The organism is Streptomyces sp. NPDC020875 (genome assembly GCF_040641415.1).
Lineage (GTDB): Bacteria > Actinomycetota > Actinomycetes > Streptomycetales > Streptomycetaceae > Streptomyces.
Window position 1 is genome coordinate 41,384 of sequence record NZ_JBFADP010000024.1, and the last position, 26,274, is coordinate 67,657.

Annotated in this window: 26 protein-coding genes; 11 read left to right on the plus strand and 15 right to left on the minus strand. The window is 72.0% G+C overall.

What is annotated here, in order from left to right:
* Positions 1-39 precede the first annotated feature (39 nt).
* Together AB0G74_RS16020 and AB0G74_RS16025 are read right to left on the minus strand one after the other, a co-directional pair.
* Complete coding sequence (locus tag AB0G74_RS16020; protein WP_361145997.1) at positions 40-1,527, minus strand: sugar transferase; 1,488 nt, start codon at positions 1,525-1,527, stop codon at positions 40-42.
* Between the two features lie 722 nt (positions 1,528-2,249).
* Positions 2,250-2,933 carry a response regulator transcription factor gene (locus tag AB0G74_RS16025; RefSeq protein ID WP_361146000.1) on the minus strand — a complete coding sequence of 228 codons (684 nt, stop codon included), beginning with the start codon at positions 2,931-2,933 and terminating at the stop codon, positions 2,250-2,252.
* Between the two features lie 188 nt (positions 2,934-3,121).
* On the opposite strand from AB0G74_RS16025, the gene AB0G74_RS16030 reads away from it, so the two are divergent.
* The gene (locus AB0G74_RS16030) at positions 3,122-3,907 is read left to right on the plus strand and encodes a trypsin-like serine protease (protein ID WP_361146003.1); all 786 of its coding nucleotides are present in this window, start codon (positions 3,122-3,124) and stop codon (positions 3,905-3,907) included.
* Between the two features lie 90 nt (positions 3,908-3,997).
* Here AB0G74_RS16030 and AB0G74_RS16035 read toward each other — a convergent pair whose 3' ends face one another.
* Positions 3,998-4,636 carry an NAD(P)H-binding protein gene (locus tag AB0G74_RS16035; protein ID WP_361146006.1) on the minus strand — a complete coding sequence of 213 codons (639 nt, stop codon included), beginning with the start codon at positions 4,634-4,636 and terminating at the stop codon, positions 3,998-4,000.
* 53 nt (positions 4,637-4,689) lie between these two features.
* Between AB0G74_RS16035 and AB0G74_RS16040 the strand changes: the two genes are divergently transcribed.
* Together AB0G74_RS16040 and AB0G74_RS16045 are read left to right on the plus strand one after the other, a co-directional pair.
* Entirely contained in the window at positions 4,690-5,316 is a 627-nt protein-coding gene (locus tag AB0G74_RS16040; protein WP_361146009.1) for a TetR/AcrR family transcriptional regulator, read from the plus strand.
* 140 nt (positions 5,317-5,456) lie between these two features.
* The gene (locus tag AB0G74_RS16045; RefSeq protein ID WP_361146012.1) at positions 5,457-6,242 is read left to right on the plus strand and encodes an alpha/beta hydrolase; all 786 of its coding nucleotides are present in this window, start codon (positions 5,457-5,459) and stop codon (positions 6,240-6,242) included.
* A 25-nt stretch (positions 6,243-6,267) separates the two neighbouring features.
* Here AB0G74_RS16045 and AB0G74_RS16050 read toward each other — a convergent pair whose 3' ends face one another.
* The gene (locus tag AB0G74_RS16050) at positions 6,268-6,693 is read right to left on the minus strand and encodes an arsenate reductase ArsC (RefSeq protein WP_361146015.1); all 426 of its coding nucleotides are present in this window, start codon (positions 6,691-6,693) and stop codon (positions 6,268-6,270) included.
* Positions 6,694-6,783: 90 nt separating this feature from the next.
* Between AB0G74_RS16050 and AB0G74_RS16055 the strand changes: the two genes are divergently transcribed.
* Together AB0G74_RS16055 and arsB are read left to right on the plus strand one after the other, a co-directional pair.
* The gene (locus AB0G74_RS16055) at positions 6,784-7,089 is read left to right on the plus strand and encodes a metalloregulator ArsR/SmtB family transcription factor (protein WP_361146017.1); all 306 of its coding nucleotides are present in this window, start codon (positions 6,784-6,786) and stop codon (positions 7,087-7,089) included.
* Positions 7,089-8,174, plus strand: coding sequence for an ACR3 family arsenite efflux transporter (gene arsB, locus AB0G74_RS16060; RefSeq protein ID WP_361146020.1), 1,086 nt, complete (start codon positions 7,089-7,091; stop codon positions 8,172-8,174). The genes AB0G74_RS16055 and arsB overlap by 1 nt, the downstream gene beginning before the upstream one ends.
* A 9-nt stretch (positions 8,175-8,183) precedes the next feature.
* On the opposite strand, the gene AB0G74_RS16065 is transcribed toward arsB, so the two are convergent.
* A complete protein-coding gene (locus AB0G74_RS16065; protein WP_361146023.1) occupies positions 8,184-8,558 on the minus strand; it encodes a metalloregulator ArsR/SmtB family transcription factor in 375 nt (124 codons plus the stop codon).
* Positions 8,559-8,735: 177 nt separating this feature from the next.
* Between AB0G74_RS16065 and AB0G74_RS16070 the strand changes: the two genes are divergently transcribed.
* Positions 8,736-10,142, plus strand: coding sequence for an NAD(P)-binding domain-containing protein (locus AB0G74_RS16070; RefSeq protein ID WP_361146026.1), 1,407 nt, complete (start codon positions 8,736-8,738; stop codon positions 10,140-10,142).
* A 66-nt stretch (positions 10,143-10,208) separates the two neighbouring features.
* Here AB0G74_RS16070 and AB0G74_RS16075 read toward each other — a convergent pair whose 3' ends face one another.
* From AB0G74_RS16075 to AB0G74_RS16085, 3 genes are all read right to left on the minus strand, one after another.
* Positions 10,209-11,306, minus strand: coding sequence for an alkene reductase (locus tag AB0G74_RS16075; RefSeq protein WP_361146029.1), 1,098 nt, complete (start codon positions 11,304-11,306; stop codon positions 10,209-10,211).
* A gap of 30 nt (positions 11,307-11,336) precedes the next feature.
* Positions 11,337-12,332 carry an LLM class flavin-dependent oxidoreductase gene (locus AB0G74_RS16080; protein ID WP_361146032.1) on the minus strand — a complete coding sequence of 332 codons (996 nt, stop codon included), beginning with the start codon at positions 12,330-12,332 and terminating at the stop codon, positions 11,337-11,339.
* Between the two features lie 253 nt (positions 12,333-12,585).
* A complete protein-coding gene (locus tag AB0G74_RS16085) occupies positions 12,586-13,350 on the minus strand; it encodes a hypothetical protein (RefSeq protein ID WP_361146035.1) in 765 nt (254 codons plus the stop codon).
* A gap of 161 nt (positions 13,351-13,511) precedes the next feature.
* Between AB0G74_RS16085 and AB0G74_RS16090 the strand changes: the two genes are divergently transcribed.
* Complete coding sequence (locus AB0G74_RS16090; protein ID WP_361146037.1) at positions 13,512-14,114, plus strand: helix-turn-helix domain-containing protein; 603 nt, start codon at positions 13,512-13,514, stop codon at positions 14,112-14,114.
* A 15-nt stretch (positions 14,115-14,129) separates the two neighbouring features.
* Here the strand turns inward: AB0G74_RS16090 and AB0G74_RS16095 are convergent, their stop codons facing one another.
* Positions 14,130-14,534 (minus strand): hypothetical protein, encoded by a 405-nt coding sequence (locus tag AB0G74_RS16095; protein ID WP_361146039.1) that lies wholly within the window; start codon positions 14,532-14,534, stop codon positions 14,130-14,132.
* A gap of 356 nt (positions 14,535-14,890) precedes the next feature.
* On the opposite strand from AB0G74_RS16095, the gene AB0G74_RS16100 reads away from it, so the two are divergent.
* Both AB0G74_RS16100 and AB0G74_RS16105 read left to right on the plus strand, forming a co-directional pair.
* A complete protein-coding gene (locus tag AB0G74_RS16100; protein ID WP_361146041.1) occupies positions 14,891-15,199 on the plus strand; it encodes a chaplin family protein in 309 nt (102 codons plus the stop codon).
* A gap of 44 nt (positions 15,200-15,243) precedes the next feature.
* Positions 15,244-16,446: a hypothetical protein gene (locus AB0G74_RS16105; RefSeq protein ID WP_361146044.1), complete on the plus strand. Its 1,203-nt coding sequence runs from the start codon at positions 15,244-15,246 to the stop codon at positions 16,444-16,446.
* 120 nt (positions 16,447-16,566) lie between these two features.
* Here AB0G74_RS16105 and AB0G74_RS16110 read toward each other — a convergent pair whose 3' ends face one another.
* Entirely contained in the window at positions 16,567-17,685 is a 1,119-nt protein-coding gene (locus AB0G74_RS16110; protein ID WP_361146047.1) for a chromosome condensation regulator RCC1, read from the minus strand.
* Positions 17,686-18,270: 585 nt separating this feature from the next.
* Here AB0G74_RS16110 and AB0G74_RS16115 point away from each other — a divergent pair.
* Entirely contained in the window at positions 18,271-18,510 is a 240-nt protein-coding gene (locus AB0G74_RS16115) for a hypothetical protein (RefSeq protein WP_361146050.1), read from the plus strand.
* Positions 18,511-18,725: 215 nt separating this feature from the next.
* A complete protein-coding gene (locus AB0G74_RS16120; protein WP_361146054.1) occupies positions 18,726-20,297 on the plus strand; it encodes a cellulose binding domain-containing protein in 1,572 nt (523 codons plus the stop codon).
* Positions 20,298-20,434: 137 nt separating this feature from the next.
* On the opposite strand, the gene AB0G74_RS16125 is transcribed toward AB0G74_RS16120, so the two are convergent.
* The 5 genes from AB0G74_RS16125 to AB0G74_RS16145 all read right to left on the minus strand — a co-directional run bounded on the left by AB0G74_RS16125 (position 20,435) and on the right by AB0G74_RS16145 (position 26,094).
* Positions 20,435-21,421, minus strand: coding sequence for a D-alanyl-D-alanine carboxypeptidase (locus AB0G74_RS16125; RefSeq protein ID WP_361146058.1), 987 nt, complete (start codon positions 21,419-21,421; stop codon positions 20,435-20,437).
* 321 nt (positions 21,422-21,742) lie between these two features.
* On the minus strand, positions 21,743-22,993 hold the full coding sequence (locus tag AB0G74_RS16130) for a HAMP domain-containing sensor histidine kinase (protein WP_361146061.1): 1,251 nt from the start codon (positions 22,991-22,993) through the stop codon (positions 21,743-21,745).
* A gap of 5 nt (positions 22,994-22,998) precedes the next feature.
* Positions 22,999-23,772: a two-component system response regulator CseB gene (cseB, locus tag AB0G74_RS16135; RefSeq protein WP_361146064.1), complete on the minus strand. Its 774-nt coding sequence runs from the start codon at positions 23,770-23,772 to the stop codon at positions 22,999-23,001.
* Between the two features lie 75 nt (positions 23,773-23,847).
* On the minus strand, positions 23,848-24,828 hold the full coding sequence (locus tag AB0G74_RS16140) for an endonuclease/exonuclease/phosphatase family protein (protein WP_361146067.1): 981 nt from the start codon (positions 24,826-24,828) through the stop codon (positions 23,848-23,850).
* 252 nt (positions 24,829-25,080) lie between these two features.
* Positions 25,081-26,094, minus strand: coding sequence for a hypothetical protein (locus AB0G74_RS16145; protein ID WP_361146070.1), 1,014 nt, complete (start codon positions 26,092-26,094; stop codon positions 25,081-25,083).
* Positions 26,095-26,274 lie beyond the last annotated feature (180 nt).

Sequence of the window (26,274 nt, forward strand, 5' to 3'; positions counted from 1 at the left end):
CTGCCGTCCGCACACCGGCCCGACGACGTTCCCCGTACATCAGTAGGCCCCCTGCCCGTGGACCACCGCGCGCAGCGTCTTCCACAAGATCACCGTGTCCAGGGCGAGCGACCAGTCCTCCACATAGCGGAGGTCCAGCCGGACCGCCTCGTCCCAAGGCAGATCGCTCCGTCCGCTGATCTGCCACAGGCCGGTGAGTCCGGGCTTGACCAGCAGCCGGCGTCTGATGTCGGGGCCGTACGCGGCGGATTCCTCCGGCAGCGGCGGGCGCGGGCCGACCAGCGACATCGATCCGGTGAGTACGTTGAACAGCTGCGGCAGCTCGTCGATCGAGTACCGGCGCAGCACGGCTCCCACCCGGGTCACCCGCGGATCCCGGCGGAGCTTGAAGAGCAGACCGGCGCCCTCGTTGCGGTCGGCCAGCGCCGCGCGGGCCCGGTCGGCCCCGGCGATCATGGTGCGGAATTTCAGAATGGTGAACTCCCGGCCGTCCTTGCCGACCCGGCGCTGGCGGTAGAACGCCCCGCCCCGGCTGTCGGCGAGGACGAGCAGTCCGACGAGGACCATCAGCGGCGCGAAGACCAGCAGCAGGATCGCGGCGCCCATCCGGTCGACGACGGCTTTGACGGCCCGTCTGCCGCCGGTGAAGGTCGGCATGCTGACCCGTAACAGGGGGATGCCGAGTACCGCGTCGACATGGAGCCGCGGCCCGGCCACCTCCATCAGTACGGGCGCCACCACCATCTCGGCGTCGCTGCCCTCCAGATTCCAGGCCAGCCGTTGCAGCCGCTCCGGTGACCAGTGGGGATCCGGGGTGATGGCGACGACCCGGTAGCCGTCCCGGCGGATGTGGTCGGCGACGTCCGCCAGTCGGCCGACGACCGGCACTCCGTCCAGCTGGTCGCCGTCGAGCCCGTGGCCGTCGGTGGTGCATACCGCGTCCACGCGCCAGCCGAGGTGCGGGAACTTACGGGCCCGGGTGATCAGATCGCGTACGGTCTCCGGGCTTCCGGCGGCGAGTACGGGCCGCAGGCACTCCCCTTCCTTCCGCTGTTTGTGCAGCCTGAGCCGGAGCAGATACCGCGCGGTCATGGTGACGAGGGCGATCGCGGGGATCGCGACGAAAATCCAGAGCTTGATATTGCGCGAGGTGAGGGCGATCCCGCCGAGCGCCAGAACGACGGCCGCGGCGAAGAGCGCGCGGCCGAGCCGGCGGAATTCCTCGGCGCCCTGACCGAGTACGGCCGGTGCCCATGACCGGCTCACCGCGAGCGCGCCCAGAATCAGCAGCTCGGTGCCGAAGGCGAGAATTCCCCATTTCTCGTGCCAGTTCGCCGCGTCCCGCGATCCGAAGAAATTACCGATCGACGCCACCACGAAGGCGGTGGCGAGGGTATCGCTGGTGATCACGGTACGGCGGTACCGTTCCTCCCAGTCGATCGCCGAGTCGCTGATGGTCCCGTTCGCCAGCCGACCGTGCGCGGACGGCCCGGCCTTCAACGGGTTGACTAATCCCCCCTGCTCCACAGAACCCCCCAGGTAGCCGACAATCCGATGTGCTCACCTGACACTGTGCTCGGCCACGGGGAGGCCCCCGCCTCCCCGTGGCATGCCGTCATTCCCCCAGCGGAAGGCCCCCGCCTTCCGCATATGACGTCACCGCCGTTACGGCGCTTTTCGAACAGCCCGTCCAACGGCGGGGCCTGTCGGCCCCGCCGGGTTCACAAGGTGCGCGGAGCCCGTTGAAAACCCCGGATGCTCCCCGCACCCGACGTACCCTCCCGGGCCCCAGAAATCGAACACTTCCGGGCCCGGCGCCGGGACGCGACAACCACCGTCCATAGCGCCGGATCTATAGATCATTAGCGTTCGTCTCCTGCCCGAACGCCTGAAGCACGGTCAATCTAGACCATCGCGGCCGGGATGGAGAGGGGATGTGGACAACTTGTGGTCAAGCTTTGAAATAAGCTCCACCAGTCGGTCACCAATCGGGGACACCTCTCCGACGAGGACATGTCATGTGACCTGCGAAGACGCCCGCTCAGCGGGGTACCGACACCCGCGCCGCGAGCCGGTTCCGGCCGTGAGGAACGGGTGCCGTCGAAGCCGCCATCACGCGCCCGGTCCGTCGATACGGAGCGAAGGCGGACGACGGAGACGGCCGGGACACCGCCCGTCGGGGCCCCGGCGCGCCCGGCAGGCGGAGGAATCCGGAGCCTCGCGGACCCCCCGGCCCGGCGGACGCGCCGTCACCGGGCCCGGCTCGCCCGGGGATCCTGGGCTATTCGGTAGCCGAGACCGGGAACGGTGTCGATGACCGGCGGGGCCCCGAGCTTGGCGCGGAGCTTGCTGATGGTGATCCGTATCGCGTTGGTGCGGTAGCCGGTCCTCTCCTCCCAGACCTGTTCGAGGAGATCGTCATGGCTCACGGCGATACCACTCGCCCCGAGCAGAACCTCCAGTACCGCCAGCTCCTTCCGGGTCAGGGGGAGTAACCGGCCGTGCCGGGTGGCCTGGCGGCGGGCGGTGTCCAGCACGAGACCGGCGTGCTCGATCACCGGCGGCAGGGCCGGATGCACCCGGCGGCCCAGGGCGAGGACCCGGGCCAGCAGTTCGGCGTACTCGAAGGGCTTCGGCAGACAGTCGTCCGCGCCCAGCGCCAGCCCTCCGACCCGCTCCGCTACGGTCCCGCACGCCGTCAGCATCAGCACCCGGGACGGCAGCCGGCGCTCGACCATCCACCGGCACACCTCGTCACCGTGGACGCCCGGCAGCTCCCGGTCGAGCACGACCACGTCGTAGTCGCGGGATTCCAGCTTCGCCAGCGCCCCCGTCCCGTCGTACGCCACATCCACCGCGATCGCGTCGCGCCGCAGCCTCCCGGCGACCCGCTCCGCCAGGTGTTCCTCGTCCTCCACCAGCAGTACCCGCATGTCTCCTTCCTATCTCAGACCCCCCTTTCATCCGCGTATGGAAGAACGGATAAGGCGACGAAACGCCCATCGCCACTAGAACGAACTCCGGTCCGGCCGCCCCCTGTCGCCGTCACCGTCACCATCGGTAAACGGCCGGGCTCTGCCCCGGGGCGGCCACAACCATCCGACCGAGAGAGGCACATGACATGCGACTCACCAGGAAACGGACCGGCCGGGCCACCGCGGCCACCGGCTCCCTCACCGCCCTCACGGCCCTCGCCGGGGTCGTGGCGCTGGCCGCCCCGGCCCATGCCGTCGTCGGAGGGGAGGACGTTCCCGCACCGGAGAGCTGGATGGTCTCCCTCCAGACGAAGGACGGCGCGTTCTGCGGCGGCACGCTGATCGACGACAGGTGGGTCCTGACGGCGTTCCACTGCGTGGCCGACGGCGCCGTCCCGAAGGACGCGATACACCTGCGGATCGGCAGCCCGGCCACCGGCCGGGGCGGCACCGTCGCCAGGATCAAGAGGATCGTCCATCACCCCGACGCCAAGGCCACGGAGACCGAGATCTCCGGCCCCGACCTCTCCCTGCTCGAACTGGAGAAACCGGTCCGCGAGCGGCCCGTACCGCTCAACGGCACGACACCGGCGACCGGCACCCCGGCCCGGCTGCTGGGCTGGGGCAACACCTGCGCCGACGCGGTCTGCGTCCCGGAGCGGCTCCAACAGCTCCAACTGCCGCTGCGCGCGAAGGTCAGGGACAAACTCCGCTTCGAGGACGAGCGGTACCGCGGCAGCGGGCCCGGCGACTCCGGCGGCCCGCTGGTCGTACGGTCGTCCGGCAAGGGCTGGCGGCTCGCCGGGGTCGTATCGTCCGGTATCAATACCGACACCCTGGCGATCTCCTCCTTCACCGACGTGGCCCAGTACCGGAAATGGATCGACCGGACCGTGAAGCGGCCGTACGGCTCCGGGCCCCGGACGGCCTGACCGGCCCCGCCCCCGGCACGCTCGGGACCGGGCCGAGGGGGCGGCCCCCGCCCCGGTCCCGAGCCGTACGGCCCCTGGTCCCCGCCCGGGTCAGGACGCGACTCCCACCACCTCCCGTACCGCCGCCGGATCCACGGCCAGCGCGAGCACCGCGTGCGCCAGATCCGCCCGGCCCACGGTGAGGCCGCCGGGCACCGCTCCGCCGATCCGGGTCCGGTACTCCCCCGTCAACGGCCGGTCCGTCAGCCTCGGCGGCCGGACCACCGTCCACTCCGCGCCCGCGGCCCGGATCTCGTCCTCCATCACCGCCAGATCGGCATAGACCTCCCGGAAGGCCCGGCGCACCAGCGGCAGCACCACCCGGCGGTACAGCACGCCCTCCCCCTCCGGGGGCGGCCCGACCGGCGTGGCGCTCACCGCGACGAAACGCCGCACCCCCTCCGTATCGAGGGCCCGGAGAATCGCCCGGGTCCCGGCGGAGGCGATCCCCGCGGCCTTGTTGTTCGGCGCGCCGAGCGCCGAGAGCGCTGCGTCGTGTCCCGCGACGGCCGGGCGCAGCGCCGCCGGGTCGGTGATATCGGCGACGACGATCCGAAGCCCCGCCCGCTCCCGGTCGGGCAGCCGCCGGGGATCGCGGACGACCGCGGTGACCTCGTGTCCGGCGTCGAGCGCCTGCCGTACGAGCTGTCGGCCGGTGCCGCCGGTCGCCCCGAAGACCGTGTACCGCATGGTGTCGCCTCTCCCTGGGTGGGTAAGTACTCACTCACCTATAGGGTGAGTGAATGCCCACTCCGGAGTCAACCCGCCCCACCCGCGAACGGATCGTCGACGCCGCCGAACATCTGCTGCGCACGGCGGGACTGGCCCGCACCACGACCAAGGAGATCGCGCGCGAGGCCGGTTGCTCCGAGGCGGCGCTCTACAAGCACTACCGCAGCAAGGAGGAGATCTTCGTCCGGGTGCTGCGGGACCGGCTGCCCCGTCTCAACCCCCTGCTGGACGAGTTGGGCCGGGACCCCGGCACCCTCGGCGTGGCGCACAACCTCACCCGCGTCGCCGAACACGCGGTCCGCTTCTACCGGCAGAGCCTTCCCCTGGCCGCCTCCCTCTTCGCCGAACCCGCCCTCAAGAAGCGGCACTTCGAGGGCGTACGGGAACTAGGCCAGGGCCCGCACATCCCCTTGGTGGCTCTCGCCCGGTATCTCCGCGCGGAACGCGACCGCGGCGCCCTGCGCCCCGACACCGACCCGGACGCGGCGGCGGCGCTCCTCCTCGGCGCCTGCTCCCAGCGCGCCTTCGTGTACGACGCCGACGAGGGCATGCCGCCGCCGCGGTCCACCGAGGAGTTCGCGGCGGACCTCGTCCGTACCCTGCTGCACGGACTGCTCCCCGACACCGGCCCCTCCTGACGCGCCCCCGCCCCGGCCACCGGATCGCGTCGCCCGCCGGGAGATCCGGGCCCTGTGGACAGCGCCGCGTCCCCGGCCACAACCTGATGGGGCCGAACCCGGTTCACCCGTACCGGAGTCAGCCGAGACAGGAGTACGTCATGAGGAACGCCGTCGCCCCGCATACGCTCCACGGCTCGGGCCGCCACGGAGTCATCGCCCTGCACGGCTGGTTCTCCGACCGGAGCAGCTATCTGCCGCTCTTCCCGTACCTGGACACCGGCGGCTTCACCTGGGCCGCGATGGACCAGCGGGGCTACGGCGAGGCGCGCGGGCTGCCCGGCCCGTACACCACCGAACGGATCGCCCGCGACGCCCTCGCCCTGGCCGGCCATCTGGGCTGGGACACCTTCTCCCTGGTCGGGCACTCCATGGGCGGCAAGGCGGCCCAGCACGTCCTGGCCCTCGCGCCGGACCGGGTACGGGCCCTGGTGGGCATCTCGCCCGTCCCCGCCTCGGGCGCCGGACTCGACGACGCCGCCCGGCGGTTCTTCGCCTCCGCCGCCGACGATCCCGACGCACGGCGGGCCATCATCAGCACCACCACCGGCGACCGGCTGCCGGGCCCCTGGCTGGACCACATGGTCCGGCTCTCCCTCGCCAACTCCGACCGCGAAGCCTTCGCCGCGTACCTCCCCGACTGGGCTGGGGAGGACTTCTCCCCGCTCGTCCGGGGCAGTTCCGTACCCGCCCTCGCCCTCGCCGGGGCCCACGACCCCGCGATCTCCGCCGACGCCCTGCGCGCCACCTGGCTCCGGCACTACCCCCGGGGCACTCTCGACGTACTCCCCGACACCGGGCACTACGCCATCGACGAGACCCCGCTCGCCCTCCTCGCCCGGATCGAGAACTTCCTGGCCCCGTTCACCCCCGGCACGAACGGCTGATCCGCGGGCGGGTCCGTCCGAGCGGTCAGGCCGTGTGCCCCGGGTCCAGTTCGGCCAGCAGGGCGCGGACGCGGCGTTCGATCTCGTCGCGGATGGGGCGGACGGCGTCGACGCCCTGTCCGGCGGGGTCGTCGAGGGCCCAGTCGAGGTAGCGCTTGCCGGGGAAGACGGGGCAGGTGTCGCCGCAGCCCATGGTGATGACGACATCGGATTCACGGACGGCGTCGACGGTGAGGATCTTCGGGGTCTCGGCGGAGATGTCGATACCGGCCTCGGCCATGGCGGCGACGGCCGCCGGGTTGACCTCGGCGGCCGGGGCCGAGCCCGCGGAACGGACCTCGACCCGGCCCCGGGCGAGGTGGGCGAGCCAGGCGGCGGCCATCTGGGAGCGGCCTGCGTTGTGGACGCAGACGAAGAGGACGGACGGCTCGGGACCTGGGGTGTCGGGCACGGCGGGCTCTCTCGTCTCCGGGCGGCCGGGCCGCCGACGCCATCGGCACTCACTGGTAACGGTGAGCGATGGGCATGAAAGTATCAGCGAATGCTGACTTCAGTCGATCCTGATGTGATCCGCGCGCTGGACGATCCGCTGCGTCTGCGGATCGTGGCACTGCTGGCCCACGAGACGCTGTGCACCACACATCTGGTGGCGGAGACCGGCGCCCGGCAGACCAATCTCTCGAACCATCTGCGGGTACTGCGCGAGGCCGGGGTGGTCGAGACGGAGCCCTGTGGACGATTCACCTACTACCGGCTGAGGCCCGAGGTGTTCGACACCCTCGCGGGGCGGTTCGCCGAGCTGGCCGACACCGCCCGCGCCCACGCCGACCGCAAGCGGCCGTGCTGATGGCCTCGGCGGACACCACGGCACCCGACGCTCCCGAAGGGGCCTCGATCACGGCGCGGCTCTCCACCCTGGACCGTTATCTGGCGGTGTGGATCCTGCTCGCCATGGCCGCCGGACTCGGCCTCGGCCGACTGGCCCCGGGACTGAACGACGCCCTGACGAAAGTGGAGATCGGCGGGATCTCCCTCCCGATCGCGCTGGGCCTGCTGATCATGATGTATCCGGTACTGGCCAAGGTCGGCTACGACCGGCTGGACGCGGTGACCGGGGACCGGCGGCTGATGCTCTCGTCCCTGGTCGTCAACTGGGTCCTGGGCCCGGCGCTGATGTTCGCGCTGGCGTGGATCTTCCTGCCGGATCTGCCCGAGTACCGGACCGGGCTAATCATCGTCGGCCTCGCGCGCTGTATCGCCATGGTGATCATCTGGAACGACCTGGCCTGCGGCGACCGGGAGGCCGCCGCCGTCCTCGTCGCGCTGAACTCCGTCTTCCAGGTGGTCGCCTTCGGTCTGCTGGGCTGGTTCTATCTCGATCTGCTCCCCGGATGGCTCGGCCTCGGCGACGGCGCAGGTCTCGACATCTCCCTGTGGGAGATCGCGCTCAATGTCGCCGTCTTCCTCGGTGTCCCGCTGGCCGCGGGATTCCTGACCCGCAGAATCGGCGAGAGGAAGCTGGGCCGGGCAGGGTACGAGTCCCGGTTCCTGCCGAAGATCGGCCCGTGGGCGCTGTACGGGCTGCTGTTCACCATCGTGATCCTCTTCGCGCTCCAGGGGAGGACGATCACCTCCCGGCCCTGGGACGTCGCCCGGATCGCCCTGCCGCTGCTGGTGTACTTCGCGGTGATGTTCTTCGGCACCTTCGCGCTGGGCAAGGCACTGGGGATGTCGTACGAGCGGACCACGACGCTGGCGTTCACGGCGGCGGGCAACAACTTCGAGCTGGCCATCGCGGTGGCCGTCGCGACCTTCGGGGTCACCTCGGGGCAGGCCCTGTCCGGGGTGGTCGGACCGCTGATCGAAGTGCCGGTACTGATCGGCCTCGTATACGTCGCGCTGGCCCGGCGGAAGCGGTTCGCGCGGGACTGATGGGGCCGGTCAGTCGGCCGACGCGCTGATCAGGATCTTGCCCATGGCGGCGAGGACGGACGGCTCGACCCGGTAGTAGACCCAGGTGCCGCGCCGCTCGGAGGTGAGCAGACCGGCCTCTTTCAGCTTCTTGAGGTGGTGGGAGACGGTGGGCTGGGAGACCCCGACGTCGGAGATGTCGCAGACGCATGCCTCGCCGCCCTCGTGGGAGGCGACGGCGGAGAACAGCCGGAGGCGGACCGGGTCGCCGAGCGCCTTGAACATCCGGGCGGCGACCTCGGCCTCCCCGGCGGTCATCGGGCGCTCGGTCAGCGGCGGGCAGCACGGCACCACACCGCCCGGCTCGGCGGTCCCGATCAGCGGCGGCACCTTCGCGTTCGACATCTATCTATGTTGACACATGTCGAATCAGAACGGCGGATCACCAGCCCCGGGAAGCGCCGCGAACGCATCGCGTCGGCGACATCATTTCGATGAACATCTATGTTGACGCTTGTCGAATCAGGTGCGACGCTGACCTCACAGGCCATCGACGGATATCGAAACAAGCAGGGAGTCACCGTGCAGACGCCAGTCGGCCCACCCACCACCGCACTGCCCGTCGTCGTGATCGGAGCCGGTCCCGTCGGTCTGGCCGCCGCGGCACAGCTGATCGACCGGGGCCTCGAACCGCTGGTACTGGAGGCCGGGCCGCGGGCCGCGACGGCGGTCCGTGAGTGGTCGCACATCCGCCTCTTCTCCACCTGGGCCGAGCTGACCGACCCGGCCGCCGGGAAACTGCTCGCGCCCACCGGCTGGACCGGGCCGGACCCGGCCGTCTGTCCGACCGGCGGGGAGTGGGTGGCTCACTACCTCCAGCCGCTGGCCGACGCCCTCGGCGACCGGGTCCGCTACGGGGCCCGGGTGACCGGGGTGTCGCGGGCGGGCCGGGACCGGATCGTGGACGACGGCCGCGAGGCCCAGCCGTTCGTGATCCAGCTCGCCCAGCCGGACGGCCGGGAGGAGCGGATCGCCGCCCGGGCCGTGATCGACGCGTCCGGGACCTGGTCCGCGCCGGGCCCGGCGGGCGGCGGCGGACTGCCCGCCCTCGGCGAGGGCGCGGCGGCCGACCGGATCTCGTACCGGGTCCCCGATCTGACCGACCCCGAGGTCAGGGCCCGGTACGCGGGACGGCGTACGGCCGTGATCGGCACCGGGGCCTCCGCTTTCACCGCCCTGGCCGCACTCGCCGACCTGGCCGGGGCGGACGACGGATCCGGTACGAGGACGGTATGGATCCTCCGCCGCGGAATCTCCGGCTCCACCTTCGGCGGCGGTACCGCCGACCAACTCCCCGCCCGGGGCGCCCTCGGCCTCGCCGCCAAGAAGGCGGTCGACGAGGGCCACGCGGACGCCGTCACCGGCTTCCGTACCGAGGCGATCGAATACGACGACCGGGGCCGACTCGTCCTGGTCGCGGAGGACGGCCGCCGCCTCGACCCGGTGGACGAGATCATCGCCCTCACCGGCTTCCGCCCCGACCTGTCCTTCCTCTCCGAGATCCGCCTCGGCCTGGACGAACGCCTCCAGGCACCGGTCGCCCTGGCCCCGCTGATCGACCCCAACCAGCACTCCTGCGGCACGGTCTATCCTCATGGCCACCGCGAACTCGCCCACCCCGAGCAGGGGTTCTACGCCGTGGGCATGAAGTCCTACGGCCGCGCCCCCACCTTCCTCGCCCTCACCGGCTACGAGCAGGTCCGCTCGGTCGCCGCCGCCCTCGCGGGCGACACCGAGGCGGCCGACCGGGTCGAACTCACCCTCCCCGAGACAGGCGTGTGCGGCGGCTCCGGCCTCTTCGACACCGCCACCACCACCGCCGCCGCCGATCAGGAACCACCGGGCGGCTGCTGCTCCGCGCCCGAACCCGGGGCCCTCCTCCGGCTCACCGCCACCGACCGGCCTACGGAGCGGGGCACCGCTCCGTAGACCGGCGCGCGGTCGGCGCGGCGGCCCCCGCCGGTGCGGCAAGCGACGGCGGGGAAACCGGGCCGATCAGCGGCGCCCGACCGGGCCCGGGTGGACCGGGTCCAAGGAGGGGTAGTCGGTGTAGCCCGCGGCTCCGCCGCCGTAGAAGCCGTTCGGTCGTATCTCGTTGAGACCGGCGCCGATCCGGCAGCGGGTGACCAGGTCCGGGTTGGCGAGGAAGTCCCGGCCGAAGGAGACCAGGTCCGCGCCCCGGGCGAGGGCGTCGGCGGCGGCCTCCGGCTTGTCCTGGTCCGCCGGGAGGGGGGTGACCATGAGCGCCGTGGGCCACAGCTCCCGTAGCGCCGCGTCGAGTTCCGTACCGGTCTCGCCGTGGTGCAGATAGGCGAGCCGGAGTGGTGCGAGGGCCCGGACGAGCGCCGGGTAGGTGCCGTACGGATCGTTCTCCGTCAGATCGCCGAAGGGGTTCGACGGGGAGATCCGGACCCCGACCCGGTGCGGGCCGACGGTGGCGGCGACGGCGCGGGTGATCGCGACGGTGAGGCGGATCCGGCCCTCGGTATCCCCGCCCCAGCGGTCGGTACGGAGGTTGGCGTTCTCCGCGAGGAACTGGTGGAGCAGATAGCCGTTGGCGGCGTGGATCTCCACCCCGTCGAGCCCGGCGGCCGTGGCCCGGCAGGCGGCGTGGACGAAGTCGTCGATCAGCCGGCGGATCCCGTCCTCGGTGAGCGGGTCGGGGGTGACGGCGGGGACCCGCCCGCCGGGGGTGTGGACGAGGGTGTCGGCGGCGACCGCCGAAGGGGCGACGGGCCGGACGCCCGCGGGCAGGAAGCCGGAGTGGGCCAGCCGGCCCGCGTGCATCAGCTGGAGGAAGACGCGCCCGCCCGCCGCGTGGACCCGGTCGGCGACCCGGGCCCAGCCGTCCTGGTGGGCGTCGGTGAACAGACCGGGCGCGTCGGGGCCGATCGCCCCGGCGGCGGCGGGGTGGGTGCCCTCGGCCACGATCAGTCCGGCCGAGGCGCGCTGGGCGTAGTAGTCGGCCATCAGCGGGCTCGGGGTGCCGTCGGCCGCCGCGCGGGCACGGCTCATCGGGGCCATGACCATACGGTTGGGCAGGGTGAGGTCACCGAGCCCGATAGGCTCGAAGAGGGCGGCGGGCGCGCGCACGGGAGACGTCCTTTCGTGGGGCGGGCGCGGTCAGAGGTTCCAGGTCTTCGCGAGCAGTTCGTAGGAGCGCAGCCGGGCGTCGAAGTCCCATGCCTCGCCGAGGATCATCAGCTCGTCGGCGCCGGTACGGTCCACCAGCCCCGCCAGGCCCTCGCGGACGGTGCCGGGGGTGCCGACGTACGACTCGGCGAGCATGGCGTTCACCATCTGTGCCTCCTGCGGCGACCAGAGCGCGTCGATGTCGTCCACCGGCGGGCGGAACTCCATACCGCCCCGGAAGTGGGTGAGGAACTTCTGCTGGAGGGAGCTGAAGATCCGTACGGCTTCGCGCTCGGTGTCGGCGACGACGGCGTTGGCGGCGACGATCGCGTACGGCTTCGCCAGCGCCGCCGAGGGGCGGAATTCGGCCCGGTACCGCTCCAGCGCGGGCAGCAGTTGATCGGGCGAGAAGTGGGAGGCGAAGACGAACGGTAGTCCGTCGCGGGCGGCGAGTGCCGCGCCGAAGGTGCTGGAGCCCAGGATGAAGACGGGCACACCGGAGCCCTCGCCGGGGATGGCGCGGACCTTGCGGTCGGCGTCGCCGGGGGCGAGATAGCCGCGGAGTTCGGCGGTCAGCTCGGGGAAGTCGGCGCCGCCGCGGTGCTCGCGCCGCAGGGCGCGAGTGGTCCAGGGGTCCGTGCCGGGTGCGCGGCCGAGGCCGAGGTCGATCCGGCCCGGGTGGTAGGCGGCGAGGGTGCCGAACTGCTCGGCGACGACGTACGGGGCGTGGTTGGGGAGCATGACGCCGCCTGCGCCGACCTTGATGCGCTCGGTGGCGGCGGCGACCTGGCCGATGATGATCGCGGTCGCGGAGGACGCCATGGCCGGGGTGTTGTGGTGCTCGGAGATCCAGAAGCGGCGGTAGCCGTACGCCTCGGCGGCGCGGGCCAGCGCGACGGTGTTCGCCAGGGCCTCGGCGGCCGTCCCGTCGGTGCGGATCGGCGAGAGGTCAAGGACGGAGAGCGGGACTCCGGTGGGGCTGTTCATATCCGTTTTCTTTCGGTGTACGGGGATTTCCGATGGGTTCGGGCCCCGGGTGGTCGGTCCGGCCGGGGCCGGTGCGGTCAGGAGAGGTCCGGGACGGCCTTCCCCACGAGGCCGCTCGCGCGGACGGCGGCGGTGTCCGCGGCCGTCCGGTCACCCGCGCGAGGCGATACGCGGACGAAGGCCGTCCGCGGCACCCGGCCGGAACCGTGAGGGAGTTCCGGCCGGGCGCCCCGCTCTTCCCGGCCGCGGATCCTCAGATCCGCGGCTTCGGGTGCGGCGGCGACACGTCGAAGGACGAGTGCGCGCCGCCGAGCGCGCGGGACTCGGGCAGCCAGGAGGAGATGATCAGGCTGGTCCGGTCCATGAGCCGCTCGGCGCCGAGCGCCTCGGGCAGGAAGCGGCCGAAGGCGTCGAGACGCTCCAGGTACTCCAGGCCCTGGGAGACGGCGACGGCGGGATCGGTGTCGCCGGACTTCTCGGCGACGGTGAGGATGCCGATCTGCTTCTCCTCCGGCTGGAACATCAGCCAGACGCTGGACAGGCCCTGCTTCTCGGCCTCGTCGCGGATCGCCGGGTACACCTCGGCCAGCAGCCGCTCGACGTTCTCGTCGGTGTAGGAGTAACGCTCGAACCGGTTGACGTGGTGGGAGGTGGCCATCGGCTTGAAGTCCTCGGCGCCGGTGACCTTCCAGTAGTGCTTGTCCACTCCGGGGAAGCGGGACCAGAACTTCACACCCGGCTCGGGGAACAGCTCCTCGTTGGTGAAGTGGTCGTAGTCGAGGACGTTCTCCCAGGTGTCGAAGAGGTAGCGGCCGCCGATGTACTTGACGCCGGTGGCCGGGTCGAAGCGCAGCGGGGTGTACTTGTGGCGCATGCCAGGACGGATGTCCATGTTGGGGCGCTCGCGCTCCAACATGTCGGCGATGTCCTGGGTGGAGTAGCGGTCGTCCAGGGGGAAGTCGGAGGTGAAGGCCGCCTCCGCCTTGATGGGTCCGGTCTCGTAGCCGCGGACGTCCATGACATTTCCTCTCTCGGATACAGCGGGTAGGGGTTCCCGTACGCTCCGGCCGGTTAACCGGACCGCTCGGTCATGTTTTGAACCGTAGCACAGAACCTGACCGCGCGGTCCGCTTAGCTTCAGGAATGTGACCGATCGGTCCGCTTATGTACGATGGAGCCATGCAAAGAGCCGACGCCGTACGCAACCGACGCCTGCTGATGGACGCCGCCACCGCCGAGTTCGCCGAGAACGGCATGGATGTGTCGATCACCCGCATCGCCACCCGCGCCGGGGTCGGCAAGGGAACCGTCTTCCGTCACTTCGACACCAAGGAACAGCTCCTCGCGGAGATCTTCAGCGACCGCCTGGAGGAGCTGGTGACGGCCGGGGAACGGCTCGCCGACTCCGACGGCCCGGCCGCCGCGCTCTTCGAGTTCATGACGATCGGTACGGAGATCCAGGCCCGTGACCGCTCCTTCTGCCAGGCCGCGGCCGCCCTCTCCCGTTCCGAGGCCACCGTCCGCACCTCCCGCGAGCGGCTCGCCGACATCGCCGACGTCCTCGTCACCCGCGCCCGGGAGACCGGGGCGATCCGCGACGACCTCACCGGCCTCGACGTCGTACTGCTGCTCAGCGCCGCCTCCCAGGCCGTCCTCAGCATCAGCCAGGAGGCGCCCGGTCTCTGGCAGCGCTATCTCTCCATGATCTTCGACGGCCTCCGCGCCCCGGCCGCCCGCCCACTGCCGGTGCCCTCCCCCACCCGGGCCCAGTTCACCGGATAGTCGTACCGCCGGTCCTCACAGGTTCAGGGCCAGACCGACTCCGAGGGCGATCAGCGCCGCCGCGATCGCCAGAGCGCCCGCCCTGGTGACATGGGTGCCGGGCGAGGTGGCGCCCTCGGCGCCCAGGGCCAGATGCAGGAAGAAGCCGCCGGACTGGGCGAGCACCCCGACGATGAGCAGAATGCCGAACAGCCACTCGACGCCGGAGGAGAACCCGGCCCGGGGCAGGTAGAGGAAGTAGACGAGGGACAGCGTCAGCAGTACCCCGGCATGGGCGTGCCCGGCTCGGAAGAACCTCTCGCGCAGCGGGGTCAGTTCGCCCTTGCGGGTGGTGATGAACGTGAGCAGTCCATGACCACCGAACTCCACGGTCACCAGTGAGAAGACCGTGATGATCGGCAGCAACTCGGATGCTTCCACGGCGGATCGCCTCCGGCTGTGGGGACGGACGGAACGGGGCCACGGTAGGCGCCCCGAGCGGCGGGACAGCGGTCGCCGAGCCGTCTCGCAGGGCTGTTCACCCGGTTACGCGGCGACCGGGTGCCGGGCGGGCACGACCCCGGCGGGGCTGGCCCCTCGGCAGCGGGCCCGCCCCGTGCGCCCCGCACACATCGGTCCGCCGTCGTCCTCGTCCGGCACGCTGGAGTGCTTCCGTACGCGGGTGGGCTCCCCGCCGGGTTCGCGTGTCGCGGGCGGTGCCTCCTCGTTGGCCGTGGTGCGGTGGGCCGATACCGGAGGACGGGACACGGGTGTCTCGTCGGAACGAGGAGACACAGATGGGCGAGACCGAGCGGGTCAGGGGCGGCGTCGCGGGACGCCGGGGCGCGAGGGCCGCCGTGCTGGGGGCGGTGGCCGGTGCCGCCCTGCTGCCGGCCGGGACCTCGTACGCGAATATCGTCGGCGTCGGCAACGCGGCGTTCGGCAATACATGTGCCAATACGGGTGACACCCGCTCCGACGGTGCGACGGTCGCCGGGAGCGGGGTCGGAACCGGAAACCTGGCCGGTCTGCCGCTGCAACTGACGCGGAACCAGTGCGGCAACAGCGGCATCGTCTGTACGGCCCTGTTCCGGGCCAGCGTATGACCCTGGCCGGGGCTCCGCCGGACGCGCCGGCAGGGGACCGGGCCGTGACGGAACTGCTCGCCCTCGGCGGCCGGGCCCTCACCCTGCTGCGGCAGTGGGTCGCCGCCGAGCCGGACCACGGCGTCGCCCGGGCGCTGCTGATGCTGACCACCGGCGACCGGCTCGACGACGCCACGCTCAAGGAGCAGCTGGCGATCGCCTACCGGGACGCCACCGCCGCCGGAGAACGCGAGACGAGCCTGGTGTACGGGGTCTTCCTGCACACCCACCGGCAGTACCGGATGACGGCCGATCACCTGGCCGCCCATTTCGACCGCTGGCCCGCCGACGAGACGGCCGGGCTGATGCTGGACGCCTTCCCCTCCTGCGAGGACGCCGCCTACCGGGCGCACGGCGAGGCCCTGGTGGAGCAGCACGCCGCGCTCGCCGGACCGGACAACTGGGCCTGGACCAGCTGGCTGGCCGCGACCCGGGCCGAACAGGGCCGGGTACGGGAGGCGTACGACCTGGCCGAACACGCCCTCGGCCGGTACCCCCGCTCGGGCGTCGCCGCCCACGCCCTCGCCCACGCCGGACACGAACTGGGCACAGGCACCCGGGGCATCGACTTCATCGACCAGTGGCTCGCCGAGGACCCGCAGGCCATCCAGCTACGGCATCTGAACTGGCACGCGGCCCTGCACTCCATCGCCTGCGGCGACTTCGCGGCGGCCCGCCGACGCGCGGACGCAGCCCTGCCGCCGTCGGACGTCGGCATGCGCGCCGCCACGAACTGGCGGCTGCTGCTGGCCGGGCAGACCCCCGCGGGCCGCAGCGACCCGGCCCACGTACGGGAACTGCTCGCCGCGCCCGGCGGCACGGCGGAGATCTTCCACACCTTCAATCTGGCGCTCGCCCTGGCCGTCGAGGCCGCCACCGACGATCTGAACGCCCTGGCCCGCCGGGCCGCCGCCGACGACCGCCCCGACTACCGCGATGTCCTCGCCCCCGTCGTCCGGGCCCTCGCCCACCTCACCGCGGGCCGCCCCCGCCAGGCCGCCGAACTGCTGACCGCCCTGGGCGAACGGGCCGAACGGATCGGCGGCGTACGAGTCGAACGCGAGATCATCCAGGACACCCTCGCCCGCGCCCTGGCCGACGCGGGCGAACCCGAACGCGCCGCCGCCCTGCTCCACCACCGCACCACCACCCGACACCACCACACCTACGAGCGGCATCTGCTCGCCGCCGGTCCACCCGCCGTATGACTTGGGGCCGATGGGCCCGACGGGAAGCGCCGTGAGCCGCCGTTGACGCCCCTCGCGCTCGCGCCCCGACCGGGTGCCGTCCGAGGACGGGCCGCCGGTCGGGGCGCCGAGGGAGCGGGGTCAGCCGGCGAGGCTGAACTCGCCGCCGCCCGCGATCACGGAGACGCTGCTGAGGCTGTTCACCGGTGTGGTGAGGGCGGTGCGGTTGGTGGCCGTACCATCGCCGAGCTGGCCGTTGTTGTTGTAGCCGACGGCGCTGACCTTGCCGTCCCGGTTGAGGACCAGGGTGTGGTAACCGCCCGCCGAGACGGCCCGGATGCCGGTGGCGCCGTCGAGGACGATGGGGGCGGGGCGGTTGGTCGTGGTGCCGTCGCCGAGCTGACCCTGGGCGTTGTAGCCCCAGTTGCTCACCGTGCCGTCGGCGAGCCGGGTGACGCTGTGGTAGATCCCGGCGCTGATCTCCCGGGCGGTGGTGATGGTGTCGGTCTTCACCGCGACGAGCCGCTGGGTGGTGGTGTTGTCGCCGAGTTGACCCTCGGAGTTACGGCCCCAGGCCCAGACGGTGCCGTCGGCGAGCCGGGCCAGGCTGTGCGCGTACCCACCGGCGACACCGCGGACGTTGGCGAGTCCGGTCGCCGTGACGGGCGTGGTGCGGTTGGTGACGGTGTTGTCACCCAGCTGACCGTTGCCGTTGGAGCCCCAGGTCTTCACCGTGCCGTCCGCCAGCACGGCGATGCTGTGGTACGAACCCGCGGCGATGGCCTCGACGTTGGTGAGCCCGGCGACGGTGACCGGGGTGGTGCGGTTGGTGACGGTGTTGTCACCGAGCTGACCCGAGGTGTTGAGCCCCCAGGCCCGTACGGTGCCGTCCGCCAGCAGCGCCAGGCTGTGGTAGTAGCCGGCCGCCACCGCGACCACGCCCCGGAGCCCGGTCACCGTGGACGCCTGGTCCTGCGGCGACGCGTTGCCGATCCCCAGCTGGCCTTCCGCGTTGCGGCCCCAGCTCTCCACGGTGCCGTTGGAGAGCAGTGAGAGGCTGTGGTTGTACCCGGCGGCCAGCGCGTCGATATCGCTGCCGGTGGCGCCTGGAATGGTCACCGGCTTGTACTTGGCGCTGGTGAGGGTACCGCCGAGCTGGTAGTTGTCATTGGCACCCCAGCCCTTGAGACGCCCTTCCTGAGCGGCGGCGGTCCCCGCGGGGAGCGCCGCCCAGGACCCCAGGAGCATCAGCAGACTCAACAGGACGGCGGTAAGACGCCCACCGGACCTCTGGCCTTGACGACGTACGTACAAGGTCGTTCCTTACTGATCACGCGGCACAAGCGCATACCCGTACCGCAGTCGTTACAGTGCGCACCTTGTCTATCACTTTGCGTAACGCCTTGGGGGTCGCGCCACCGCGGCAGGGGGGCAGGGGGTGCTTCCTCGGGGATAACCGCCCACCCACGCGCGGGCGTTCACAGTCGGCACAGGAGGCGCGGGCCGTGGCGCCGTCACCATGGCGGGAAAGCGGCCTGTTGACACCGGTCCCGTGGTGGGACGGCGGGTACGGTACGAGAACCCCGCCCGGTGTGCCCGTACCGGCGCCCCGCGCGGCGCACGCCCCTCGGCACATCCGGTCCGCGCGTTTCCCGCGCGCCGCCCGTCAGGCGGGGACGGGTTCAGGACCGCCGCCGGGCCGTGCGCCTTCGGGTTCAACGTCCGCATCGGCACCGGCTGGTACGTGATCGCGGCCGGGCACTGCATCGACATCAGCCAGTACGTCTGCGACCGCCGGAGTCCCTGGCCGCCCGATCCGCCGTTCGGCCGGGCCGTACGGACGCCTTGGCGGCGCCGCTGAACATCCGCCGGTCCCCCACCGTGACGGCATGCGCCCTCACCGACTCGGGCACCGAGGTACTGCTGGTGGACGACGCCTACGCCGATGAGCCGCGCGGCCATGTCAAAGGACTGATCGCCGGATACAAGGCACCCCGCCCCTTCGCCTTCGCCGAATCCCTGCCCCTGACCGCCACCGGCAAGATCCTCAAGCGCTCCCCGCGCCGGACGCGCGGCGGGGAATGAACGAGGCGGCGGCGGGCGCGCCTTCGGCCTCCCCGGCGGGCCCGCCGCCGCACTCGGCGGAGACCGGGCGACCGCTCGCACCGTACGCGCGGGCGGTCGTCCGTCTTGACCCGGCGGCCCGCGACCGGTAGTCAATGCTGGCGGCTTTGGTATAGACCAAAGCCTCGTATCGACCGGTACGGTTCGCGCTCATTCCCCCTTCTCGGGAGGCAGCAATGCGAAGACCACTGGCGTCGTTGATCGCCGCCGTCCTCGGACTACTCACCCTGTTAAGTGCCCCGACCGCCGCCGCCACCAGCCCCTTGGCGCTGGTGACGGCGGAGTTCCGCAAGACCTCGTCCTGGGAGAGCGGCTACCAGGGCACGTACACGATCAAGAATCACAGCCGTACGGCGCTGGACGGCTGGACCGTCAACTTCTCCCTGCCCGCGGACACCACCGTCTCCACCCACTGGGACGCCCGGCTCACCCGCGACGGGGACCGGTACAGCTTCCGCGACGCCGGCTACAACGGCTCGCTCGCCCCCGGGTCCTCCACCACCTTCGGATGGGTGGCCCAGGGCAGCGGGATACCCGGGCGGTGCGTGGTCAACAAGGGCGGGCCCTGCGAAGAGGACTCGGACATCACGCCCCCGACGGTGCCCTACGGCGTCCATGTCGCCGCGGTCGAGGGCGGAACGCTCACGCTCGCCTGGACGGCGTCGGTCGACGACCGCAGCCCGGTGGTGGACTACGAGATCTTCGTCGACGGCGTCCGGCACTCCACCCTGACCGGTGTCACCTCCCACCGGATGACCGGGCTCCGGCCCAACACCACCTATATGTTCCAACTGCTCGCGAGAGACCTGGCGGGCAACCGGTCGGCCCTGAGCAACCCGGTAAGGGGCACCACCGGGGACCTGAGTCCGCCGCGGACCCTGCCCACCGCGCCGTATGTGGACATGGGCGCCTGGCCCACTCCGAGTCTGGCCACCCTGGCCTCGGACAGCGGGCTCAAGAACTTCAGCCTGGGCGCGATCACCGCACCGACCTGCAAGGCGATGTGGTTCAACACCTACGACCCACGCACCGGATGGGCCAAGGACGACATCGACGCCCTCCGGGCCGCCGGCGGGGAGGTCAAGGTCACCTTCGGCGGTGCGGGCGGCCGGGAGCTGGCCCAGAACTGCGCGTCGGTGGACGCCCTGTTCACCGAGTACGACGCGGTGGTCAGGCAGTACGGCCTGCGGTACGTCGACTTCGACATCGAGGGCCCGGCCGTCGGCGATCCCGTCTCGATCGCCCGCCGCTCGGCCGCGCTCGCCCGGCTCCAGCAGGCGCACCCCGGGCTCCGGATCTCGCTCACCCTGCCCGTCACCCCCTCGGGACTGACGCCGACGGGTCTTTCCGTGGTGGCGTCGGCCCGTGACGCGGGCGTCGCGCTGGACGTGGTCAATGTGATGACGATGGACTACTTCCTGGTCATCGACTACGGCGACGCGGCCGTCCAGGCCGCCCAGGCCACCGTCGCCCAGTTGAGGTCGCTCTATCCGAACCGGACCGACGCCCAGCTCTGGGGCATGCTCGGGGTCACCCCGATGATCGGCGAGAACGACGACCACCAGATCTACGACCAGGCCGACGCACGGCAGCTGGTGGCGTTCGCCCGGAGCAGGAACCTCGGCATGATCGCCTTCTGGGACGTCACCCGCGACCGCAACGCGTGCACCGGACACCTCTCCCTGTGCACCAACGTCCCGCAGTCGCCGTACGAGTTCTCCCGGATCGTCGGCGCCTACCAGGGCTGACGGGGGAGACGCCGGACCACGCCGTCCCCGTCAGCGGTCACCGCGGCGGCACGGCCGTCGTGCCGGACGGGTCCGCCGATACCGACCGGCGGACCCGTGTGGTGTCGGCCGTACGGCGCCGGTACGCCCGCGCCCGGTCAACGGTCCGGCCCGGCGGCCCGGGTGACCGCGTCCGGGAGGCCGTCGCGGACCGAGGCGATCAGGGCCCGGCTGGCGTCGCGCGCGGCGGCGCTGCCCTCGACGGGCGCGCGGCCCGCGCGCTGGCCCAGAACGACTCCGATGACGAGCCGGGGGGTGCCCGCGATGTTCTGGGTGGCGGCCCAGACGAGATTGCCGCCCGCCGGGGTGGAGGAACCGGTCTTCAGCCCGATGACACCGTCACGGCCCAGCAGCTTGTTGGTATTGGGGATCCGTACGCCGCCGGGCGGGGTCACGGCGGGCATGGCCACGATCGCCCGGAAGGCCGGGTCCTTCATGGCGGCGCGGGCCAGTTTCATCTGGTCGTCGGCGGTGCTGCGGGTGTCGGACTCGATACCGCTGACCCCGGTGTAGGTGGTGTCCGCCATTCCGAGTTCGGCGGCGGTCCGGTTCATCTTGTCGACGAACGCCTCCTGGCCGCCCGCGTCCCAGCGGGCCAGCAGCCGGGCCACGTTGTTGGCGGAGGACACCATCATGATCTCCAGCAGTTCCCGCTGGGTGTAGGTGTGTCCGGCCAGGACGGGCGCGGCCGATTCGACGGCGGAGAACGCCTCGTCGGCCGCCTGCTGGTCGGCGACGATGCCGGGCCCCGTACTGCCGCCCTTCAGCGGGTGCTCCTTGAGGAGTACATAGGCGGTCATGACCTTCGTGACGCTGGCGATCGGGACGGGGGTCTGCCGCCCCTTGGTGCCGAGGCTGCCGATGCCCTCGACGGCCACGCTGGCCTGGCCCTCGTCCGGCCAGGCCAGTGCCACCGCACCGGCGGCACCGGAGCGGGACGCCCCGTCGTCGGCGGCGGGCCGCGCGCACGCTCCGGTGAGCAGCGCGCCGACGACGAGGGGGACGAGGAGCAGACGGCGGCGGCCGGGGAGCGCGGCGGGACGGGCTCCGCGGCCCGGCGGAGTGTGGCGGCGAACGGTGGACATGGGGGACACCTCCGGTGATTCCGGGTGCCGGCGGGCACCTGGAATCACCTTCGGGGAGTCGTTCTTCGGTACCGGTGCGGCGCTGTTTCCACCGCCGCGTAGCTGTGTTGCCGTTGCGTTTCACCCCGCGCCGACGGCCGTGCGGTCGTACCGGCGAGCAGTCGTACCGGCGTGCGGCCCGTAGCGGTTCCGTACCGGCATGCGGTCGCGCGGTCGTACCGGGGTGCGGTCATACAAACGTGTGCGGTCGTACGGGGACCCGGCCGTGTGCGGTCGTACGGCCGTACGGGACCCGGCCGCGCGGCTCCGGGCCGCGACGGGCTACAGGTCGAGGGTGGCCACGGCGCCGCCGTCCGGGGCATTGGCGAAGGTCAGCCGGGCGCCGAGGACCCCGGCCTGCCCCTGGGCGACGGTCAGTCCGAGCCCGTGCCCGCTCCCCCGATCGCTCGTGCCGGTACGGAACCGCTGCGGGCCCTCGGCGAGCAGTACGGCGGGGAATCCGGGGCCGTGGTCCCGTACCGTGATCCGGTTCCCGGTGACGGTGACCTCGACGGGCTCGGCACCGTGCCGCCGGGCGTTGGCGACGAGGTTGACCACGATGCGCTCCACCCGGCGCGGATCGGTCTCGACCGGGACGGCGTCTCCGGCGGGGACCGTGACCACGACCCCGGGGCCCGCCTCCAGACGCCGTACGACATCGGTGACGAACTCGCCGAGCGGCACGGTGTCGAGATCGGCCCGTTCGATGCCCGCGTCGAGCCGGGAGATCTCCAGCAGATCCTCGACCAGCGCGTTCAGCGCCCGGACCCGGTCGCGGAGCAGAAGGGCCACCTCGTCGTCGTCGGGCAGCAGTCCGGCGGTGGTGACCAGGCCCATCAGCGGGGTGCGCAGTTCGTGCGCGACATCGGCGGTGAACCGCCGCTCGTTCTCCAGTCTGCGCTGGAGGGCCGCGGCCATCTCGTCGACGGCGGCCGACATCTCCGTGACCTCGTCGCGGGCGCGGCCGGGGCTGCCGATCCGGGCGTCGAGATCGCCGTCGGCGATCGCCCGGGCGGTACGGGCGCCGTGGCTCAGCCGCCGGATGATCGGTTCCGTGGCCAGCGCGGCGAGCGGGACGACGACGGCGAGGGCGACGAGGACGGCGGTGACGATGGACCGGTCCTGGAGTTGGAGGCTGCGCTCCTCCAGATACATATCGGTCCTGACGATCAGGATCTTGCCGTCGTCGACGGTGGTCGCCGCCCACATCCAGTGCCGGTTGGGCTTGTCGACCTCGTACCAGATACCGATGCTGCCGCCCGCGCGCCGCTGTTCGGCCAGATCGCGCAGCAGCGGCGCGGGGGTCTCGTCCGGGGTGCGGAGATCGACTGCCGGCCGTCGGCTCCCCGACCGCTCGTACTGCTCCGCCGAAGTCTCCAGCTCGGCGGTGACCCGCTCGCGTCCCACTCTGATCAGCCGGTCCCGGTTGTCGTCCCGGACCAGGAACGCGATCACGGCGGCGACGGAACAGCAGGCGAGGGCGGTCAGCGCGGCGATCTTCCAGCGCAGGGCGCGGGGGTTGAAGAGGCGCACGGCGTTCAGCCGCGGACGAGTTTGTAGCCGAAGCCGCGGACGGTCTCGATCCGGCCGCCGCCGATCTTCTTCCGCAGCCGCAGGACGCAGAGGTCCACGACGCGGGTGTCGCCCTCCCAGCCGTAGTCCCAGACGTCGCGCAGCAGCTTGCGGCGGTCCAGGACCACCCCGGGGGAGGCGGCGAACTCCAGCAGCAGGCGGAGTTCCGTGGGGGTCAGGGGTACGAGCTCACCGGCCCGGCGCACCTCCATGCCCCGGGTGTCGACACTGAGGTCGCCGAAGACCAGGGGCCCGTCGCCGTGCTCCGGGGACCGGGCGGGCGCGGTGGTGGTCGCGTTGGTCGCGGCGGCCGGTCCGGGCGGCCGGAAGGTGGCGCGGCGGAGCAGGGCCCGGATCCGGGCGACCATGACCGCGGTGTCGACGGGCTTGACCACATAGTCGTCGGCGCCCGCCTCCAGACCGGCGACCACGTCGAGGGCGTCGCCGCGGGCGGACATCATCAGGACCGGTACCTGGCTCTGCTCGCGGATCCGGCAGCAGAGGCCGATCCCGTCCAGCTCCGGCATCATGACGTCGAGGATCAGCAGGTCGTGACCGCCGGTCCGGAAGGCTTCGAGACCGCCGAGTCCGTCGGAGGCCACGGCGACCCGGTAGCCGTAGCGCTCCAGGGCGAGCTGGACGGAGCGCCGGATGGCGTCGTCGTCCTCGACGAGAAGTACGTTGAGGGGGTCCGGGACCCGGACTTCTGACACACCGCTCACCTGGCCGTCTTCGTTCATTCGACCCTCGTATCGTAAGTCAGTCGTGCCACCCGTCCCGGCGCCGGGACGGGTCGCGGCGGCCGGGACGAAATGTCACAGGGCCAGGGACGCGGCGACGGGCAGATGGTCGCTGCCGGTGGAGGGCAGGGTCCGGGACGACCTCGGGGTGATCCCCTTCACCTGGATGTCGTCGATCCGGACCATCGGGAACGCTGCGGGCCAGGTGAAGCCGAACCCGTTCCCGGCCTCCCCCTGGGCCGAGCGGAGCCCCGAGAAGAGGGGGGCGAGGGCCGCGTCCCGGGTGGTGCCGTTGAAGTCGCCCAACAGGACGACTCGGGGCAGGGGCTCCGCGCGGAGCGCCGAGGCCAGGGCCCGGGCGGCGTCGTTTCGGCTCCCGGTGGTGAAACCGGCGGCGGGATGGACCCGTACCGACGCGAGATGGGCGGCGTAGATGGCGACGGGGCCCTTCGGGGTGTCGGCCGTGGCCCGGATCGCCCGGGTCCACGGCATGATCGGCACCGCCGCCACGTCCTTGAGCGGATGGCGGCTCCACAGGCCGACCCCGCCGATGACCGCGTGGTGCGGGTAGGCGGCGGCCAGCGCGCGTTCGTATACCTCGACGGAGTCCGTGGGCAGTTCCTCCAGCGCCAGGACGTCCGCGTCGACGGCGGCCAGGGCGCGTGCGGTGCGCTCCGGGTCGGGGTTGCCCTCGTCCACGTTGTGGCTGACCACGGTCAGATCGCCGCCGCCCGCGCTCTTGTCGGTGAGGGTGCCGCCGAACAGCACCACCCAGACCACGGCGGGTACGAGGGCCGCGACGGCCGCGAGGCGGGAGCGGCGTACGGCGGCCAGCCCGAGCAGTACGGGTACGGCGAGACCCGTCCAGGGCAGCAGCGTCTGGAAGAGGCTGCCGAGGTTGCCGAACCCGTTGGGGATCCAGCCGTGCGACGCCATCAGCGCCGCCCAGAGCGGCCCGGCGGCGGTAAGCACCCGCCCCCGGGGCCGGGCGGTGCCGCTCGACCGCTCGGGCGCCGGATCGGTGGCGGTTTCAAGGACTGTCGGAGCGCTCGGCACGTACGGTCTCTCTCCTTCTCGCGGCACCCGGGACCGGGTACGCGGCCAGTCTCGGAGAGCTGGACTTCCGGCTGGTCTACGCCGTGCTTCAGCGGTCACGCGGCTCTGTATCAACCGGGTATCGGCGGGTCCGCGCCCGGGGCGGGGCCGGGTCCGGGCGGACGGCCCCGTCCCGGGCGGCACCGCGATGATGCCGACCGGGACGGGGCCTTTACGGGCGTCTTCGCCGGGACGGAGGACCGTCGAGCGCCGTCACGGGGTCCGCCGCTTCAGGAAGGAGGCGACACCGTAGGCGAGCAGCAATCCGGCGACCATGGCCACGGCGTAGGTCAGGGTCATCAGCGCGGGAGGCTGCTTGGCGGGGTCGTCCTGGGGGATCAGTCCGGCGAACGACCTCCAGGCGCCCCAGCAGCCGACGGCTCCCGAGCCCGCCCAGGCGGCGGCGAGCGGCACCTTCACCGGGAGCCGGGCGAACGCCGCGGCGCGGGGAGCGAAGACGAGCAGCAGCAGACCCGCGGCGGCGACGGCCGCGGTGACGGCGTTGAGGGACTCGAGCGCGTAGAAGGAACCGGTGCGTTCGTCGATCCGCTGCCGCGGCAGTCCGGTCGTGGAGCCCGCCGCCCACATCAGGTGCACCGTGACGGGTACCAGTGCCAGCAGGGCGCCCGCGACGGAGGCCGTACGCGCCGCACGGCCGCAGGTGTCGCGCGGCAGACCGCCTATACGCCCCTGCCAGACATGGCCCCAGCGGTCCCGTGCGTACCACACGAACAGAATGCCCAGGCTGAGGCCCTGGGCGATGAAGCCGCCGTAGACGATGCCGTAGACCCAGTCGTCGAGGAAGGGGGCGCTGTTCGACGCCGACTTCTCGTCCGGCCCAGTGAAGAGGCCGACCGCCAGCTGGACCGGGAAGCCCGCCATGATCGGTGTCAGCAGCCCGGTCGCCGCCCACATGGGAAACACGAGCAGCGGGGCGGGCACGCGGCGGCCCCGCGGCCGGGTGAGCACCAGGGCGAGCACGATGACGGCCGCGTCCATCAGCACGGTCACCGCGTTGACGCCCATCAGCAGGGCCCGCGTGTCCTCGTCGAGGAGCGAACTACCGCTCGGGATCCCGATACGGCTGCCCGCGATCCAGGCCACCTTGAGCACGAGATACGGGAGACAGGAAGCGATGGCGACGGCCCGCAGCACCCGCGACACCCGGCCGGGACCGGGGAGCCTGGCGGGAGCGGGAGGGGCAGCGGAGTGGGAGATCCGGGTCATGTCCCCAGACTGGCGAGTACGCGATCTCGACACATCCTGCGCTGCGCCGACGTGCCTCCGCCGCGCGGCGGAGGCGACCCTCGTCCCTCAGTGCCCCGGGATGATCTCGATCAGCCGAGGAAGCTCAGCCGCACCTGGCGGTTGGTATTGGAGACGTTGGTGTCCACCAAACTCCGTCAA